This window comes from Paenibacillus sp. S33 (assembly GCF_053615415.1).
In genome coordinates this window covers 4,275,324-4,293,302 of the sequence record NZ_JBSIEZ010000001.1, presented here as the reverse complement: position 1 = coordinate 4,293,302, position 17,979 = coordinate 4,275,324, and the positions used below count along the sequence as shown (strand labels likewise).

Below are 17,979 nucleotides of genomic sequence, written 5' to 3'. Positions count from 1 at the left end.
CATTACACTCCTAACAATTTCCCCATTTGGGACAACGGTTCTGCCAAGGCATCGAGGTTTTGACTCAGCTTTTTAACTTCTTCCGGTTTCAGTTTTGTATACGATACATAGCCTTCTCCGTCCTTAAAAGGAGCCAACTCCTGCTGTAAGGCCGTAAAGCGCTCACCGATTTGTTTTTCCAACGCCGCATCTTTTTGGTTCAGATCTGTTTTCAAAATGTCATATATCTTTTGTGCGCCCTCCACATTGGCTGCAAAGTCGTACAAATCTGTATGAGAATATCGTTCCTCTTCACCGGTCACCTTCGAGGTGGATACTTCATTCAGCAACTCCACTGCACCCGTTACCATCAGGCTGGCGTCAATATTAACTGTTTCTACTTTGGCACGCAGCAGCTTGGCATCACTCAGCAGTCGGTCGGAAAACTCGTCCATTCCTTTGGTTGTGTTTTCTTCCCATAATGTTTTTTCAATCCGGTGAAAGCCGCGCCAATCCGCTGCATCCACATCACCGTCACGTGCATCAATATTCGGGTCAAGATCACCCAGCGCTTCTGCAATCGGTTCAATCCGTTCATAGTACATACGTGCAGGGGCGTACAGTGCCTTGGCTTTATCCAGCTCGCCAGCTTTGACCGCGTTCGTGAATTCTTCTGTCTTCTTCACAAACGTATCGCATTGCTCGATGGCATAGGTGCGGTAAGCTGTTACCGCTTGATCAAAATTGGGGGTAGAAGCGGCAGGAGTCGTTGTCTGTGTTGCTCCTGCATCTTTGGTCGTTGCAGCAGGCTGCTGAGTAGCAGTTCCGGTTTGTCCGCAACCTGCGAACAGAATAGAAGAGACCAGCACTCCGGCCGGTACGGCATAACGTAGTTTCATAATCAATGAACACCCTTTCTGGCCAAACTGGCCTTGAACCATAGTCTGTTGCGCGATATCTATATCGAATTTTTATTTTGATAATGATTATCAGTCGCGGTTTTTCTTATCATAAGGCTGGCCCATATGCCTGTCAATACATAAATTAGACGCAGAGTCCAACCCTCCATCGAAGGGAGTTAGTAAGGTGCCTATGCCCATTTTTATCCGCATATTGAACCATACCTGAGCACATGACATAAAATGTGTTGACTGTATCCCTTAACCTTGTTACACCACACAAAACCCGAGCAAGGAGGGGTGAAATTGACGAAGGGTAACGACCACAAAAACAAGTTTTTGTTAACTCACCGTGAACGTGAAGTATTTGAACTGCTCGTGCAGGACAAAACAACACGTGACATCGCCGGACAGCTATTCATTAGCGAAAAAACGGTCCGAAACCATATTTCCAATGTGATGCAAAAATTGAACGTAAAAGGTCGTTCACAGGCGGTCGTGGAATTAATCAGGCTTGGAGAATTAAAAATCTGACCTCTCGTTCCTTGCGGGGTACAAAGTCTTCTCGATGATCCTTCGACAGTGAAGGGTGGTCGGGAAGGCTTTTGTTTTGTGGTATGTAAAAAAGTGAAACGATTAAACCGCTGAAATATGTGGGAATTTGCGTGTAAATGATGTACTATATATAGAAGGAAGAAACTACCATTAGGGATCATGGTGCAACTAACAGGAGTGATCAAAACATAAGACTGTACCACAAAGTTATACTAAGATAGAAATGCATCTGGTGATAGTCTAAGAATATAAATCCCTACAAAAGCAGTATTCAGCATGACGACAGGATGGAAGATGGATCAGGTTTTGAGCTATACTTTTATATATAGGTGTTGAAGAAGAATCACAAGGCAGAAAAAGCTCATTGCTTCAGGTAGTAGAAAGTAGCTTTTGCCTAGAGCTACCTGTGGTATATTCTTGATCGGAGGTGAATGTTAAGACATATGACACCCAACCAACACTTGATGACTTATACGCTGAACAGCGGTATAAAGGGAACGGTCGACCTAACCAGTAAGCAGGTGCAGGAATGGATCAAAGCATATCGAATTGGCAGCAAATTTGTAACGGTTGTGGGGAAACAGTATTTTGGTTTAAACCCTGAGTTGGTAGCAGATTTCAAGGTACATAATGAATACTCGGAGCAGAGAGAACACATATCCATAATACAGCCTGTAATAGAACGCAAAGCTGTAGAACTGGACCCACTGGTAGAAGCGTACAGCCAGTATAAAACATTAATTCAGGTAGAATGTAAATGTGGTGCTTCCTATATAGAAGAGTCACCGCACAAAAGAACCAAGTGGTCATGCAAGGAGTGTAATAACATTGTGTTCCTGGATCGTAAAAAGGGCATGGTGGATACGGATAAAGGCAAGGCATGGTACATGACCAACAAATACTATGTGGAAAGACAAAGCAACTGACAGATTGTCAGTTGCTTTCTAACTATACACTCACACCTCTGGTGTGCCTACTAAAATGATATTAGGTCTTTTGCCAAATAATAAAATTGATGTTTTTTACGCTTTGTAGTACATTATCAAGTGTATTATAAGGAGGCTTCTCATGTACGGACATAGACAAGATGATACTTTATACATCATGACTTACACATTAAATAGTGGTATCAAGGGCACAGTGCCTTTGTCTAATCAACAGATACAGGAATGGCTTGAGTGTTACAGAATCGGCAAGAAATTTGTAACCGAGATTGGCAAAGAGTACTTTGGACTGCATGCGGAACTGGTGGCTGATTTTAAAGTGCATAATCAGTATTCAAGCTATCAGGAGGTTATTATCCCGATTCAACAGCCGGATACTGGCCTAAAAGAGTTGTCCCAGGCTTACAAATCAACTGAAACCTTAATTAAAGTAGATTGCAAATGTGGTACATCGTATGTAACAGAATCTCCCTTTAAGCGGACCAAGTGGTACTGCACCAAATGCCGGGAGATTGTTTTTCTCGACAACAAAAAGGGAATGGTGGATACTTCCAGAGGCAAGGCCCATTATATGACCAATAAGTATTTTGTAGAAAGAGAAACAACTGGCGTATAAGCCGGTTGTTTTTTTTCGAAAGGTTTGTATACGTCCTGACTTTTCAAAGCCGATTGCGCTATAGTGAAAAAGGGGGCTTATGGAAATGTGGAGTATTTTGCTGAATCACGTTTTGTTGATAGGATTTGTGGCTGTTTTGATTCAACGGATCTACAAGCATCGCTTTCATCAGCAAAATGGTAGCAGTTTTCTGCTATGCTTGTGGGGGATCTTGCTTAATCGGTACAATAGCTTGTTTGAACTGACCACGTTATATACGGTGTATACCGTTTTTTTTGCTGTAGGAGCATTGTGGTTTGGAGGTTGCTGGCTTGTGCAGCTATTGGAAAAGGGGAAAGATAAAGCTTGATATAACGATAGTCAGGTGGTGAACGTCATCCGGGAAGATCATACGAATGGTGCAAGAAACCGCATGAGCACGAACAATGTGTACATAAACGAAACGCTCCATATGGAACAAATCATAAGTGACCTGCGGGTGATGGGTTATGTGGCTTTTCATCATCATCCGCAAATCACAGGTGAGCTTGAAGAGCTGGAGGCGTTAAAAGAGCAACTATTGTCGTTTTTTCAACAGCATCATGTATTGTGGATTGAGCTTGACCCGCTAACGCAATATGTGGTGGTGAATAACACGGGGAAGGCCACGGTGCTCAAACTCATGGGTCGGAAAATGAACCCGCTCCGGGATCTGAGAGCAAACGCTGCTTTGGCTGGACAGCCGCTGCATGAGTTGGATCGGGAGATAGAACGGCTCAATCGGCTGGCTCACCTGTTGCGCTACACCCGTTTTTCTTAAGCGACGGAACTAACGTAAAAAAGCATTCACGAAGTATGGATGATCCCATGCTGTGAATGCTTTTTAGTATCTATTTTTTACCGCATAAGATGAGCAAATCTACTGTGACATACGGTAAATTTATTTCCTGCACTCGCTGCCAGTCTGCTTCCGTAGCTCCCCACGATAAGGGAGTCATATGGAGCAAAGGTTTCAAGAGGTCGGCATTTAACATAAAACGATAGGTTACCCGTTCGGCGGATAGAAGTTTAAAATGATCTTTAAATCGGCTTAATATATTGTCATTCGAATAAGCAGGCGTGTTCCTTTTTTGTTCATACAAGCATCTCAATTCCCGAAGATAATATTGTTCGGGAATAACTTTCAGGACGCAGCCGTCCTCCGAAAGAATTCTTGTAAATTCAGCATAATTAGAAGGGGATAAAATATTGAGTACACCGTCAAATTGTTGATTTGAAAATGGACAATGAGCCAGATCGGCAACACACCAGAGGGGATGAGGATATTCTTTGGCTGCGGCCACAATACCTTCTTTAGACAGATCCATACCTACGCTTGTAAGCTCGGTGATTCCCTTCCAAGTCAGCTTATCCTGAATGTGGCTCAAATGAGTGCCTTCCCCGCAACCTGCATCGAGCAAGTAAAGGTGTGATTTTTGATCAAACAGCGGCTTCATAAATTTCATTATAGTGCTGCTTATCGCTTCATTTAAGGGATCGAAAAATCCGCTATTGCACATCATTCTTCTGGAGGAAAATAGTTGTTTATCATATTTGGTCTTATAGGACCGGGCGGCTAAATGTAAATACCCGTATTTTGAAAGATCATAGCAATGCTGACTCGTACATAGGAGGCTTTTACCTTCCACCATACGCATCGGTTGAGAGCATAGAGGACACCTAAAGAGATGTTCATGCTTACCAATCAGGCCAGCCTTCATCTCGTGTTTATTCCATTTGGACACAGAAAAGCACCCCGTTCATTCGTATTTGGTGAATGAAAAAAGGCACAGCCAAATAGACCCAACCCATTTTCGAAAAAAATGGTTGAGTTTTCATGAACTGTACCTCACATTACCGTAAACGAATAAACTGAATAATCATATTATGTAGCGCTCCTCCAAAAAAAATAGAAAGGGCTTTCGCCCTCTCTATTGTAACTTAACCATAAGAAGTTGTCATGTGCTTACACCGATTTCAAAAACTCTACAATCGTCAGCAGACCCTTATCAAAATTATCCAAGTTAAAATGCTCATTAGGCGCATGCAGGTTCTCATCTGGCAAGCCGAAGCCCATCAGCACGACTGGGGCAGTCAGCACACGGGAGAAGGTTTCCACGATTGGGATGGAGCCTCCATCCTTGGTAAAGAGGGCACGCACACCGTATACCTTCTCAAAAGCATCGGCTGCCGCTTGCAGAAACGCGTGTGACGGGTCGATGTTAAAGGCGTTTGCTTTTTCACCCTGTTGAATATCCAGAGTAGCTCCTGCCTGGACATGGGCGCGCAAATGGAGTTCGATTTTGTCCAGAATGTCTTGCGGATTCTGGTTAGCCACCAAGCGGCACGTGATTTTAGCATGAGCTTCTTTCGGAATGACCGTTTTCGTGCCTTCCCCTTGGAAGCCGCCGTATACGCCGTTCAGCTCCAGTGTCGGACGCGCCCCAACACGCTCAACGAAGCTGAATCCTTCTTCGCCATAGAGGGAATCAAGTGCAAGATCTTGTTGCAGCTTGCTCTCATTGAAGCCTTGCTTCACAAATTCTTCTCTCATCTCTGCCGATAATGGAGCGACATCGTCGTAGAATCCTTCGACGCTAACCCGGCCTTTGTCGTCATGCAGGGTTGCCAACAAGGACACCAGAGCATGCAGGGCATTCGGCACGCCACCACCGAAAGAGCCGGAATGTAGATCTGTGTTCGCCGTGTGAATGGCGACTTCCAGTGAACATAGTCCACGCAAACCTGTGCAAATGGCAGGCTTCCCTTTTTCGATCAAGGAAGTGTCGGACACCAGTACAGCATCGGCAGCCAGACGTTCAGCTCCAGTTTGTAAAAACTCAAGCAAGTTCGGACTGGACACTTCTTCCTCGCCTTCAATGCAGAATTTGATGTTCAGCGGCAATTTGCCTTCCTGCTTCAAAATGGCCTCAACTGCCTTAATGTGCAAGAAAACCTGTCCTTTATCATCTGTCGCTCCGCGCGCATACAATTTTCCATCACGGATGGATGGCTCAAACGGCGGCGTTTCCCACAGGTGAAGCGGGTCTACGGGTTGTACATCATAGTGTCCATACACGAGGATCGTTGGTTTACCAGGTGCGTGCAAATGATCGGCATATACCAGCGGGTGCCCTTTGGTTGGAATGATTTCAACGTTTTCCAGACCGGCAGCAGTCAGTTTGGCAGCCAGCCAATCAGCTGCTTGGTTAATGTCCTTTTTGTGCTCCGATAATGCTGAGATACTCGGAATGGACAACCACTCCTGTAACTCGCCCAGTTGTTGCTCTCTGGCTTTTTCAAAATATTCGGAATAACTCATAAACTATGTATCCTCCTTTTTCAATGTAAATCGTGTGAATGTTGCGCTATCCTCCGAACCGAGGTTGTGGACGATATGTCTAGTTTACTACGTTTTGTGCTGAACGAAAAATAGGGAGATAAAAAAAACGATTCTACCCGGGTCTGTTCAGACCTGAGCAGAATCGCCCCTAACCAAGCATATGGATGCACTTATGCGCGAATGTCCAGTTGACCCCCGAGATGAGGCTGTACGCTTTTTTCCATCATCTGCACTAAAGCCTGTCCTTGTTCACCGGCCTGATCCTTAGCCATACTTAATACTTTCACACTTACGGCTTGAGCTAAGCTGGCCTGACTCATACCTGTTGATAATGCTGCGATATCCATGTTCCAACCCTCCTTCATTGTGAAGACTCTTTCTCTGTATTTATCGGTTGGAACGGTTATTTTGTTTCATCTAATTGGAATTGTGTCAGTAAATCTTGAAGCTGCTCTGCCAGACGGGTCAAATCTGCGGCAGACGAACCGATCTCTTCCATGGAGGCGAGTTGCTCCTCTGCGGCTGCGGACACGGTTTCTGTATGGGATGCCGCTTCTTCAGCGATGCGTGTAATTTCCTCCATGCTGCTGACAACTGTACTCGTTCCATCTGCGACGCCAGCGGTAGAAGCTGCGACGTTATCAAGCTGCTTCGCTGATTTGGCTACTGCTCTACGGATACGAGAGAAGGAGCGACCGGATAGGTCAATGGAATTGATACCATCATTTACGCGTTCCTTCGCTGATTCCATAGCAACCAGAGCTTCAGACACACCGTTCTGTATCCCTTGAATTTGTTCACGAATTTGTTGTGCGGAATGAGCTGAGTTTTCAGCCAGCTTGCGGACCTCTGTCGCCACGACAGCAAAACCTTTGCCATGCTCTCCTGCGCGTGCTGCCTCAATGGAAGCATTCAATGCGAGCAGATTAGTCTGGCTGGCAATTTCCGTAATGACAGTGACGATCGTTCCGATTCGTCCAGATCGGTCACTCAAAGCACCGATAATCGTATCCAGTTCTTCCACGGTAGTACGAATGCCGTCAATGGAGACGACGCTGTTACCGATATGCTCACTGCCTGCATCCGACGCCTGAATGGCCTGTGTGGAGTAAGTGGTCATTTCAGCCATAGTTTCAGTCATCGCGGTGATGTCTGTTGCCATGTCGCTAACCCGTGTCTGATTAGCTTTAGCGCTGCCCACTTGGCGTTCGCTGCCTGCGGCCACATCTTGAATGGCTATGGTCACATGCTCGATAGCCCGGGTCGTTTGTTCTGCACCTGCTGCAAGCTCCTGCGAGGATGCCGACAAATTGCCTGTCATCGCTTGAATTTCTTTAATCATATTACGAAGGTTATCTACCATTTGTTGAAAATATCTTGATAATTCACCAATTTCATCTGTGCTGGTCGTAGCTACGTTAATCGAAAGATTACCTTTGCTGATGGCATCCATAGAATTACGTAATCTTTGGATGGGCTTAAGTATACTGCTGATTAGCCACATTGCGAGTACACCAATGATGATGGCTGCAATCACCAACACGATGATCGTTGTGATAAGAATCGGCTGGGCGGAGGCACTGGTTTCTGCTTTGTCCATCGTTCCGGCAATTTTCCAGCCCGTCAGCGCATTAGTTTTGAAAATCAGGTGTTTGTCTACGCCATTAAAATCGTAACTAAAGCTACCTTCCTCGGAGGCAAACAGTTTGGGTATCGTTTCCCCCACTTTGGTACTTCCGCTGACTTCTGTCGGGTGGGTTACGATACGTTTGGTACCATCCAATATCATAATAAAACCATTTTGTCCTATTTTTAACTTTGTGATTTCTTTTAAATTATTCAGGTTCAGGGAAAGACCGAGAACGCCGCTGTTGTCGGGAAGTGTGCGTGAAATATACACAACGGGGACCTTAGCCGTATTGAGTCCAACCGGGCTGATTACGGTTTGTCCGGGTTTCTCCATGGCCTGTTTGTACCACGGACGCTCACGAGGATCGTTTGTGGAGCCTACGGCTTTGCCAATAATGAGTTTACCTTCGGGAGTTCCTACAAACATATCAACAGCTTCTGCATGCATTTTTAAATATACTTGTAATTTTTTCAGAATGGCATCATCCGCTTCAGCACTGTTATCACTAACCGTCATCGTTGTAGAGTAATATTCGAGATCAGCAATTTTGGCCTGAATCGTTTGAGTAACAGCACGATCAGATGCGGTAACGCTAGACGTTGCACTGTCCAGTAATTGGCGATCTGTCTGGTTGTACGCTGCCTGATAGGAGAAAGAGCCCACAATAATACTAGGAACAAGCATGACCAGTAGAAATGCTGCTGTCAATTTCTTGCGTAGTGTTAATGTTTTCAGTCGTTTCAGTTGTTTCATCAAACCCCTGCTTTCTATCTACATATTCATTTCTGATATTTATACCATATGTAATTACTATCGGTTATTTTGAGCTGAATTGATAGATTTATTACTAATTTGTCCAATACGCTAAAGAATTCCTTGCATAGCATGGAGTATCTTGCAATTTGGAGGGATAAGTTATGGGTTTTTTTCTGGATATGAGAAGCTCCACCAATTCATCAAAAACAGGTGAGGGTCCCGATATACAGCTGGGTCCTATACCGGAGCGGTTCGGTTTGATCACCCTGCGAACCTTTCTTGTACCGGGTCCGATTGTAACTTTTAGTGGTTCCATTGGTCTGATCGGTGAGCTTGGCGATACGTATGCGGTTGAAATCGTGCGTGGAGCCGACTATAATCCGAGCGAAGTAGTCTACCGCGCCGAGGGGGTACTGGGCGTGACTGGGGCTAATGAAACGCAAGCTTTTAATGCACAGGATCTGTCCGCTCCCTGGGCAATACAAACCGTATATTCTTCTTATATTTCTGGTGTATCGACCACTGTTCGTAATGGTCCAGAGGTATTCACGGGCATCGCTTCGACTCCGTTTTTGTAAATATATCAGACAAGGATTTTTTATTAAGAATTCACTGACTGTTCATAGTTCTCCTGTGATTAGGTCGCTGCGCTCTGAGCTTATCACCCACGAGTCTGGGGCAGACATTTGCCGCAGGCTCGTGGCCATGATTTTAACCACAACACCCAGAACACAATGGACCTAGTTGTTGTAATTTCCTTTATGAGGTGTTCAACAGAGAGTTGATTGTGTTTCTCGGATTCTATTTCTGTAGAATCTCTCGCAAATACACTGTCAACTCGTCTGCTGCTTTGGCATGGGCTGAGAGCCCGGGATGGCTGCGAGATCCTATCGTTTCTTCCGTCGTGTTAGGCAGTTGGAATACGGACACATTCCGATCCATCGTTCTTTTCTTGTATGCGTCTACCGCTCGGTAGATTGAGGGCATCATCGGAGTACCCAGCATCCCATAGGCCCACACAATATGGGCAGCAGGATTGTAGGTCCGAAGCTTGACAAGAAAACGTTCGATAGCGCTTTCAAAATCTTGTAAATCCTCTTCATTGAATGTACCGTCCTCGTTCAAGCGTTGCTTGTACACTTTCCCGCTTGCTGGGTCCGTCCATGCAGGAGAATAAAAGGCTCCCCCGTCATTAGTCCCCAAATTCACTACGACCACGTCCGGCTGCCATGAGGTAAAATCATGATCTGAAAATGCCCCTAATGCTTCATTTCTCTCACCGGTTAGCACACCACATACCTGCTCATAATATGCGGGTATGTTTGCATGCGGATTATTATCCCAGCTTGTTAGGACACCCCATCCGCTTTGTGATAACACTCGGTAGTCCGCATTCAGTGCTTCGGCTGTTATGGCTGTATAATTGCGTAGTGCTGTGAACAGCATGGGAACCCAGTCTGTCTCCTCCTTCGCTCCAATCGTTCCTTCTCCCGAGGTAATGCTGTCACCGATAAATTCCACCTTGAGGGACTTATCAGTGACTGGCAGTAATTCCCCGTCCACCTTCAGGGCATGGATTTGCAACAAGCAGCGCGAGTCCGAACTCATAGGCTGGACATCCTTGACCACACGGACATTTTTGACCGTATCAGGGTTCAACCCTCTCAAAACACAGATCCAATGTCGTCCTGCGGTCACCATCAGGCGACTCATCGGAACACCATTGATGACAATACTGATCCAGGGTTCATACACCTGGTAATCGGCCTCAATTTCAATCCACAGCTCTGAGCCTTTGATATTCAATTCAATGCCACTGCCTGTCCAAAACAGAGTAAGAGGTGTACGTGTGTGGTTAGTTCGACCATGAACCTTTACATGCTTTGCTTTTGTAAGTGGGTATGTCTTCAATCTCTTGTTATGTGACATTTCAACACCCTCCTCATGATATCTAAATGAATGCTAGTTTCTGTAATATTGTAAAAGAAGTGACAGGAAATCTCAAATTCTATTTCTAAACAAGCAAGGGTTCAAGGCTTTATATGGATTATTCTTTTCGATCACGGACTTTAGAACAACATATGATATCAAAGAAGCACCAGCCCATTGAATTTTGCTGGTGCTTCTTTGATATACGGAGCAAAGATTACTTGCTAAGTGGATTTTTTCACAAATATTATTTTATCTATTAATTAGCTTTGCCAAACATGACGATATTAATCGCCTTGCCGAAGTCTATACCTATTTTTCCAGTTAGCTCTGCTGTTTTTTGTGCTAACACGACGGCATTGACACCACAAGAGAACAGCGCAATATCAAAGTCATCTTTGTGTGCTGCGATCCATTGGAGTGTTTCAGGCATTTGTTCATATTGATGAAATGCCAGCGTGTGCGCGATATGCAGCTTGTACGGATCGGCCTCAAGAACAGGCTTTACTTCAGCGGCCGTCCGGGTGACCAGCAGAATGCGTCGATTTTTCAGCATGTCCCAGAAAGCGGGTGTCTCAGCCAAATACCGATTCAGGCAGGCGTGACAGGTCAGCGCGGGGGAAAGAGCATAGTGAGCAAAAACCTGATCGGTCAGCTCCCGCTTCATATAGGATGGTGCTTTAATAGATTCGTCATCATATGGCAAAATGCCAGCAATGCTGGCTTTGCTCACTGCCTCAGCCACCGCGTCCCGTAGTTCCGTATTCGGTAGAAACAGTCCCTTTTGACCGAGATTGGCTTTGACCGCCCAACGTTCCTGCAATACCTTTTCCATCGGCCAGACGGTGTCCTGCGCCAACACCAAATTTTCACCATCCCCAATACGAATGAGCGAAAAGGACTGGTGCTGATCAAGTGCCAGCTTCAAACGTTTCAGTACCTCGTCAATCTCCAGATACTTTGGATTCGTCATATCATGTTACCTCCCTGTCGTTCCCTGCTTGTTCAACTTTTCAGATGGAGTAAAAAACTTTGTATTCTATCATATGTCGAAAGCGAAAAGGTTTTTGTATGAACGGCTATTCTTTTTGGATTCTACCTATTTTTACAAGATTCGTTGCATCTGTACGTGCCGTTTCAAAAGCGTCTTCATAACTTGAGAGAAGACGGTTGAAAGGGAGGAAGATCAATGAAGCGCAAGATTGTAATTGAAATTAATTTTAATAACTATGGGATGAATCCCAACCGCCTAACACATGAGTGGATCAGCGAGCGACTGGATATATTCAGAACCTTTACGCTGCGTAGTTTACTCAGTCAGACAAATACGGATTTCTTATCTGTCGTCAAGCTGGCGGGCGGATGCAGTGACATTGTGGAAGAGGAACTGGCCAAGCATGAGCCCATTCCCGACCACATTCGTTTTGGTACGAGCATTGAAAGTAAACGTCGTATCAATGCGTATATCGAAGACGCGGACGAACTGCTCATTGCTCGAATTGATTCTGACGATTTGTATCACCAGTCATTTGTACAACAGTTGCATGATTACAAGTTTCAACCGGAGACGGTTGCGTTGGTGAATCAGATGGGTTACCTGTGGGATGCGGTTGAGGGGCAGATGGCACCGGTGTTTCACCGTTCGCCTTCTTTTTATGTGTTTCGCTATCAAGTGGAGGATTATCTAAATGATTACCGTGTCGTCATTCCTGGGAAGGGTACGCACGGATATGTAACGGAGCTGCCGCATGAGGTCATTCCGCTTCGCAACTATGTGAACGTCATTCATGCCGCCAATACTTCGGTGAAAAAAGTGCCAGAGAAGGATCGGCTGTCAGAAAATGAAATGAATGCTGTGCTGGCTGAATTTCTGGGAACAGGCATTGCCAATTCGTAACGGTCAGGAGGAGATTATATTGTTCAAAGGAAAAAAACTGCTGGTGACCGGAGGAACAGGATCTTGGGGGCAACGCCTAACGGCTGAATTGCTGAAGGAGGGACCGGCGGAAATTCGTATTTTCTCACGCGGTGAATTTGCACAGATTGCCATGCAGCGGCAATTTCAATCTGATCCGCGCCTGAATTTCATGATTGGAGATATTCGAGATCTTCAGGCATTGCAGGAGGGATGTCGCGGAGTGGATTATGTATTCCATTTGGCGGCATTAAAGCATGTCCCCGTGTGTGAGAGACAGCCGGAAGAGGCTTTCAAGACGAACGTACACGGTACGGAAAATGTGATCCGGGCCAGTATTGAACAGGGAGTCGCCAAGGTAATTGATGTCTCTACAGACAAGGCGGTAGACCCGGTGAATGTATATGGCATGACGAAGGCGATAGGTGAAAGACTGATGATCCGCGCCAACACTTTAAGTGAGCGTACTCGCTTTGTGTGTATTCGTGGCGGCAACGTGCTGGGGACGAGTGGAAGTGTCGTGCCCCTGTTCAAGCGCCAGATCGCGGAAGGGCAGGATTTAACGCTGACGAGTCCAGATATGACACGCTTTTTCCTCACGCTCGGAGAGGCGATTGGCTTGCTGCTGAAGGCTTCTGTCACGGCGATTGGGGGAGAGACACTTGTGATGAAAATGAAGGGCTGCAATATTGCAGATCTGGCAGAAGTGATGAAAGAACAGGCGGGGAAGCCTGCGTTGAAAGTGAAGGAGATTGGTATACGTGGTGGGGAAAAGCTGCATGAGGTGCTGATTTCGCCCTATGAGGTGCCGCACACGTATCGTTATGATGATCGTTATTTTGTTATTCTTCCCCAGCAAGCAGACGAACGCTTACTGAGCCAATATGGTGGATTGGAACGAGTGAGCTTCGATCAATATCGCTCGGACGATGAGTTGATGAACCGCGCTGGAATTGCTGAGCTATTGAGAGGCATGGAGTAACGATGAAAGAGGTGGGTATTTTGCAGCTTATGGAAAAAATAACTAAAGGAACTGTAAAGGTTGCGGTAATCGGCCTCGGTTATGTAGGGCTGCCCATGGCAGTGGAAATGGCAAAGGCTGGTTATGATGTATATGGTGTGGATTCCGATCCCGTCAAAGTAGCCAAGCTGCTTCAAGGAAAGTCGTACATCATAGACATTGGCGATGATGCATTGGAAGGTCTAATCGGGCAGCAATTGCATCCGGTTACGGATATCAAGGTGCTGGAGCATGCGGATGTCGTTGTCATCTGCGTGCCTACGCCACTGACGGACGGACACCAGCCGGATACATCCTATATTGAAACGGCTATTGATCAGGCCATACCTCATTTGCGTAGACAAACACTGTTGATTCTGGAAAGCACGACCTATCCGGGAACGACCGAGGAACTGATTCGGCCGGTGATAGAGCAGCGCAGGGGCTGGACAGTAGGTAAGGATTTTTATGTGTGCTTTTCACCGGAGCGTGTTGATCCGGGCAGCGTTCATTTTAACATTCGCAACACACCCAAGGTGATCGGCGGTTGCACACCGGATTGTCTGGCAGCGGGAGTAGGTTTTTATGGGTCCTTTTTGGACCAGATTGTACCAGTCAGCTCGACAACCGTGGCGGAAGCCGCCAAGCTGTTCGAGAATACATTCCGCAGCGTCAACATTGGAATGGTTAATGAGCTGACAGCCGCCTGTGAGAAAATTGGCATCAATATATGGGAGGTACTGGATGCGGCGGCAACCAAGCCATTCGGTTATATGCCTTTTTATCCGGGACCTGGGATCGGGGGGCACTGTATCCCGGTTGATCCGCTATACTTGTCATGGAAATCCGAGCAGCATGGTTTTCCACTGGAATTCGTGGACTTGGCAGATCGCATGAATCGGCGTATGCCGCTGTATATCGCGGAGCGAATTGAAGCCATGCTCGCTCAGAAAGGTAAAGCCATAAACAAAGCCAAAATTATTCTGGCAGGTGTGGCCTACAAAAAGGACATTGATGATGTTCGGGAATCCCCAGCTCTTGTCCTGTTTGAACATCTAATAAAACTGGGAGCTTCGGTGAGCTTCACCGACCCGTATGTATCGAGCTTTAAGCTGAACGGTGAAGCAATCTCCTCTCGAACGGCAAATACCCAGTTATGGGAAAGTGCAGATATCGTAGTCATCACGACAGACCATTCTGTGGTGGATTACCAACAGCTGGTCGACCATGCCCCGCTGGTCTTCGATACACGTAATGCGACTGCACATTGTACAGGTGGACATGTCGTCATCTTGGGGCATCCCGGTGATGGAGGGGGCGCCGCTGTTGGCTAACCGTGATCAGGTAAATGAACGTTATTACGGGCAAATCAATTCGGAAGAGTCCCATGAAGCCACCCGCAATAGAATTCACTGGATTTGCCGCCATGTACAGGGCCATACTGTGCTGGATGTTGGGTGCAGTCAGGGCATAACGTCCATTTTGCTTGGGCGGGAAGGATTTAAGGTAACGGCCATTGATTTGGAAGAGGGCAGCATTTCTTATGCAAAAAAAGAACTTCGCCAGGAATCCGCACCCGTCCGGGGAAGAGTCCACTTTCAGTTAAAGGACATTTCACAATTTGAGCGTCCTCCCGGTGGATTTGACACCATTATTTTAGGGGAGATTTTGGAACATTTTGCGCATCCCGACACCCTACTGGCTCATGCTTATCGCTTGTTGAATAAAAAGGGAACGCTCGTCTTGTCTGTACCTTATGGATACCATCCGTTTCATGATCACAAGCGGACTTACTATGCCGGGAGCCTCTCCCGTGTGTTGTATCCTTATTTTGATGAAGAAGCGCTGGAGGTGCATCACAAATATTTGTGCTTTGCCGGCCGCAAGAAGTCGAAAGAACTGCGTGAGGCCAAACCAGGGGTAGAGCATCTGAATGAGTGGATGAAACTGGACGAGGAGCAATTTCGACTGGTGGAGCAGCAGCATGTCCGCAAAATGAATCAGCGAAAGGCCGCACTCGACAAGGCGGTACAGCGAATCCGGCATATGGAGGAACAACTTTTGCCGTTGCAAAGGTATTCACGTGTCGAACAGTTAGACAAGACGCAGGCTGAAAGGAGAGGTGCATATACTGATGGCGAGTCTACCGGAAAAACGACGGCAGAATCAGCCAAAGGTAAAGGGGATGACGTGAAGTCATGACTGAGCATCCAATGACTATCAGCTTGTGTATGATCGTAAAAAATGAGGAGCAGACACTGGCCCGCTGTCTGGATTCGGTCGCAGACCTGATGGATGAAATTATCATTGTGGACACGGGATCGACGGATCAGACGAAGACGATAGCAGCCCGCTATACGGATCGGCTATATACGTTTGAATGGAGGGATGATTTTGCAGCCGCCCGTAATGAATCGTTTGACAAGGCGAAGTGTTCCTACATCATGTGGCTGGATGCGGACGATGTGCTGCTGGAGCCGGACCGTGAGCGCCTGCGTGCCTTGAAGCGGCGTTTGTCTATGGATATCGACGCAGTGGTAATGCCACTTCATTTGGCAGAGGGGGAGCAGGGTGAACTGTTGTTCACCTCACGCCGTATCCGTCTCGTGAAGCGTGAGCGACAATACCGCTGGGAAGGGCGTCTGCATGAGGATCTGGTGATACCTCAGGGGCAAATCGTGTATTCGGATGTGGCAGTAACTCACCGCCGAATGCAAGACCACACGCTCCGTAACCAACGTATTCTCGCCCGGTGGATCAGCGAAAGCGGCAAGCTGGAGGGGCGTCTGCTGTATTTGCACGCCAATGAATGTTTTGACCGTAAAGAATATGCCGAGGCGGCAGAGGCGTTCAACCAACTGTTGGAGGAGCCAAGCGGCTACCGTGAGGATCGGATTACCGCTTGTGCGCGGTCGGCGGAATGCTATCTTCACCTCGGGAAGCCGGAGCAACAGCTGGATAGTCTGTTACGCTCCTTTCGATACGGTGTACCGCAATCAGACTTGTGCTGCATGATCGGTGACTGGTTTTTCACACGAAACGAATGGACCACCGCCGCATACTGGTATGAAAAGGCATTGGAGCAACAGCATCACCTTCCGGGTATGCGACCTGTTCCACTACCATGCTACTCCTGGTTACCTCATGTGCGGCTTAGCCATTGCTATGCCCATGTAGGTCAGCTGGACGCTTCGTATGAGCATAACCAAACCGCTTTACGCTATTTGCCCGACGACCCGCATTTACTGGATAGTGCACGCAAGCTCAAGGAGGCTATTTCCAACTCCCCACCCTCAGCCCGTTCCTCAAAATAGTTCAAGCTGTTCCGGTCCGTTATCCTCTTCGGGTGGCTTGCGAAGGGGAAAAGGTTTAGGGTCCATGCCAAGCATGGTCATGAGCTGCTTGGCGTTAGCAGCGGCGTCTCCACCTGAATTGTTATTGAAAATAACACACACCTCACGGCTTTGCTGTTCCAGCTCCAGCAATCTGTCTCTCCATTCGGTCAATTCTTGTTCATTGTACCGATACAGATAACGAACCTCCCGCCAATTAGGCGCGGAGCTTTGATTCCAGCCCGATATGTTCCGTCCGTGGAGACGTACAACTGTCAGATTGCCGTCTGTAGCCAACGGTACAATGGGAACCGACCCCGGTCCCGCCTGCGGCTCGTCGCATACGCTGTGTATCCAGCCTTCTTCACGCATGAATGCCAGCGTTTGTTTCCGAAAATCAGGTGTGAACCAGCTTTGATGTCTGAATTCAAGTACGGATGGGACCTCTCCCATCCTTTTTTTCGTGTCTCGCAGTACAGCGACATTCTCACGTGTACAGTCGAACCAGGGTGGGTACTGAAACAGCACGGCTTTGAGCTTGCCCGCTTCGCGAAGAGGTTGTATAGATGCATGCAGTGCTTCGTACATGGCATCTATTGTTTTGAAGTAAGGCTGCTTGCCGCGGGTATGCCCAGTCATGCCTTGATAGGCTTTGACGAGAAATGAAAAAGAGTCAGGGGTTTCCGCCGCCCAGCGTGCCATACGATCTGTGGGCTGCACCGCATAGAAAGAACTATCCATCTCTACTACCGGAAAATGGCTTCCATAGACGCTTAGTTTTTGGTTAGCTTTGGTGCCGGTTGGATACAAGTCATCATGATCGCCCCAACCCGTAAGTCCAATTTGAATCATAACTTCCCCGCTCCTTTCTCTTATGAATCCTTCTAAAGGCGTTCCCATGAATCATTTTAATGATAAAATGGGGTGAATCACATGAAGTTGGTATGAAGTTCCTATGAATATTTAAGCTCAAATGAATCCATTTCATAAATGATTAAACCATTTTGATCTATATGTACTCTTTATTAAAGCTACTGAAGGTATTATGAAATGGATTCAAATA

19 protein-coding genes and 1 pseudogene are annotated in these 17,979 nt (G+C 46.7%); 11 read left to right on the top strand and 9 right to left on the bottom strand.

The window, feature by feature from the left end; genetic code table 11:
* Positions 1-2: 2 nt before the first annotated feature.
* On the bottom strand, positions 3-878 hold the full coding sequence (efeO, locus tag ACWGXJ_RS19520) for an iron uptake system protein EfeO (protein ID WP_452567426.1): 876 nt from the start codon (positions 876-878) through the stop codon (positions 3-5).
* 306 nt (positions 879-1,184) lie between these two features.
* On the opposite strand from efeO, the gene ACWGXJ_RS19515 reads away from it, so the two are divergent.
* The 5 genes from ACWGXJ_RS19515 (at position 1,185) to ACWGXJ_RS19495 (ending at position 3,792) form a co-directional block, all read left to right on the top strand.
* The gene (locus tag ACWGXJ_RS19515) at positions 1,185-1,412 is read left to right on the top strand and encodes a helix-turn-helix domain-containing protein (RefSeq protein WP_007431813.1); all 228 of its coding nucleotides are present in this window, start codon (positions 1,185-1,187) and stop codon (positions 1,410-1,412) included.
* A gap of 464 nt (positions 1,413-1,876) precedes the next feature.
* Complete coding sequence (locus tag ACWGXJ_RS19510) at positions 1,877-2,359, top strand: hypothetical protein (protein ID WP_235308509.1); 483 nt, start codon at positions 1,877-1,879, stop codon at positions 2,357-2,359.
* A 142-nt stretch (positions 2,360-2,501) separates the two neighbouring features.
* Positions 2,502-2,993 carry a hypothetical protein gene (locus ACWGXJ_RS19505; protein WP_013311697.1) on the top strand — a complete coding sequence of 164 codons (492 nt, stop codon included), beginning with the start codon at positions 2,502-2,504 and terminating at the stop codon, positions 2,991-2,993.
* Positions 2,994-3,078: 85 nt separating this feature from the next.
* On the top strand, positions 3,079-3,342 hold the full coding sequence (locus ACWGXJ_RS19500; protein WP_235308511.1) for a hypothetical protein: 264 nt from the start codon (positions 3,079-3,081) through the stop codon (positions 3,340-3,342).
* A 63-nt stretch (positions 3,343-3,405) separates the two neighbouring features.
* Entirely contained in the window at positions 3,406-3,792 is a 387-nt protein-coding gene (locus tag ACWGXJ_RS19495) for a hypothetical protein (RefSeq protein ID WP_452567425.1), read from the top strand.
* Between the two features lie 70 nt (positions 3,793-3,862).
* Here the strand turns inward: ACWGXJ_RS19495 and ACWGXJ_RS19490 are convergent, their stop codons facing one another.
* The 5 genes and pseudogenes from ACWGXJ_RS19490 to ACWGXJ_RS19470 form a co-directional block, all read right to left on the bottom strand.
* On the bottom strand, positions 3,863-4,477 hold the full coding sequence (locus tag ACWGXJ_RS19490) for a methyltransferase domain-containing protein (RefSeq protein WP_250260534.1): 615 nt from the start codon (positions 4,475-4,477) through the stop codon (positions 3,863-3,865).
* A gap of 123 nt (positions 4,478-4,600) precedes the next feature.
* Positions 4,601-4,732 (bottom strand): annotated as a pseudogene (locus ACWGXJ_RS19485) (putative RNA methyltransferase); the annotation flags it as partial.
* 245 nt (positions 4,733-4,977) lie between these two features.
* Complete coding sequence (locus ACWGXJ_RS19480; protein WP_452567424.1) at positions 4,978-6,333, bottom strand: dipeptidase; 1,356 nt, start codon at positions 6,331-6,333, stop codon at positions 4,978-4,980.
* A gap of 191 nt (positions 6,334-6,524) precedes the next feature.
* Positions 6,525-6,701 carry a YjfB family protein gene (locus ACWGXJ_RS19475; protein ID WP_235308518.1) on the bottom strand — a complete coding sequence of 59 codons (177 nt, stop codon included), beginning with the start codon at positions 6,699-6,701 and terminating at the stop codon, positions 6,525-6,527.
* Positions 6,702-6,757: 56 nt separating this feature from the next.
* Positions 6,758-8,737 (bottom strand): methyl-accepting chemotaxis protein, encoded by a 1,980-nt coding sequence (locus ACWGXJ_RS19470; protein ID WP_452567423.1) that lies wholly within the window; start codon positions 8,735-8,737, stop codon positions 6,758-6,760.
* A gap of 164 nt (positions 8,738-8,901) precedes the next feature.
* Here ACWGXJ_RS19470 and ACWGXJ_RS19465 point away from each other — a divergent pair, with 164 nt between their 5' ends.
* Positions 8,902-9,318: a hypothetical protein gene (locus tag ACWGXJ_RS19465; RefSeq protein ID WP_446676149.1), complete on the top strand. Its 417-nt coding sequence runs from the start codon at positions 8,902-8,904 to the stop codon at positions 9,316-9,318.
* Positions 9,319-9,541: 223 nt separating this feature from the next.
* Here ACWGXJ_RS19465 and ACWGXJ_RS19460 read toward each other — a convergent pair whose 3' ends face one another.
* Both ACWGXJ_RS19460 and ACWGXJ_RS19455 read right to left on the bottom strand, forming a co-directional pair.
* Positions 9,542-10,669 (bottom strand): GDSL-type esterase/lipase family protein, encoded by a 1,128-nt coding sequence (locus tag ACWGXJ_RS19460; protein ID WP_452567422.1) that lies wholly within the window; start codon positions 10,667-10,669, stop codon positions 9,542-9,544.
* Between the two features lie 259 nt (positions 10,670-10,928).
* Entirely contained in the window at positions 10,929-11,642 is a 714-nt protein-coding gene (locus tag ACWGXJ_RS19455) for a GT-D fold domain-containing glycosyltransferase (RefSeq protein WP_452567421.1), read from the bottom strand.
* Positions 11,643-11,858: 216 nt separating this feature from the next.
* Here ACWGXJ_RS19455 and ACWGXJ_RS19450 point away from each other — a divergent pair, with 216 nt between their 5' ends.
* From ACWGXJ_RS19450 to ACWGXJ_RS19430, 5 genes are read left to right on the top strand one after another with little or no spacing between them, the layout of a single operon-like run.
* Positions 11,859-12,566 carry a glycosyltransferase family A protein gene (locus ACWGXJ_RS19450; RefSeq protein WP_452567420.1) on the top strand — a complete coding sequence of 236 codons (708 nt, stop codon included), beginning with the start codon at positions 11,859-11,861 and terminating at the stop codon, positions 12,564-12,566.
* Between the two features lie 19 nt (positions 12,567-12,585).
* On the top strand, positions 12,586-13,566 hold the full coding sequence (locus ACWGXJ_RS19445; protein ID WP_452567419.1) for a polysaccharide biosynthesis protein: 981 nt from the start codon (positions 12,586-12,588) through the stop codon (positions 13,564-13,566).
* A gap of 2 nt (positions 13,567-13,568) precedes the next feature.
* On the top strand, positions 13,569-14,918 hold the full coding sequence (locus ACWGXJ_RS19440; protein ID WP_442434764.1) for a nucleotide sugar dehydrogenase: 1,350 nt from the start codon (positions 13,569-13,571) through the stop codon (positions 14,916-14,918).
* Entirely contained in the window at positions 14,911-15,786 is an 876-nt protein-coding gene (locus ACWGXJ_RS19435; protein WP_452567931.1) for a class I SAM-dependent methyltransferase, read from the top strand. The genes ACWGXJ_RS19440 and ACWGXJ_RS19435 overlap by 8 nt, the downstream gene beginning before the upstream one ends.
* The gene (locus tag ACWGXJ_RS19430) at positions 15,783-16,898 is read left to right on the top strand and encodes a tetratricopeptide repeat-containing glycosyltransferase family 2 protein (protein ID WP_452567418.1); all 1,116 of its coding nucleotides are present in this window, start codon (positions 15,783-15,785) and stop codon (positions 16,896-16,898) included. Before ACWGXJ_RS19435 ends, ACWGXJ_RS19430 begins: the two co-directional genes overlap by 4 nt.
* Here the strand turns inward: ACWGXJ_RS19430 and ACWGXJ_RS19425 are convergent.
* Positions 16,890-17,768 carry a DUF72 domain-containing protein gene (locus tag ACWGXJ_RS19425; protein WP_235308535.1) on the bottom strand — a complete coding sequence of 293 codons (879 nt, stop codon included), beginning with the start codon at positions 17,766-17,768 and terminating at the stop codon, positions 16,890-16,892. The two genes, ACWGXJ_RS19430 and ACWGXJ_RS19425, sit on opposite strands and share 9 nt — an antisense overlap.
* Positions 17,769-17,979 lie beyond the last annotated feature (211 nt).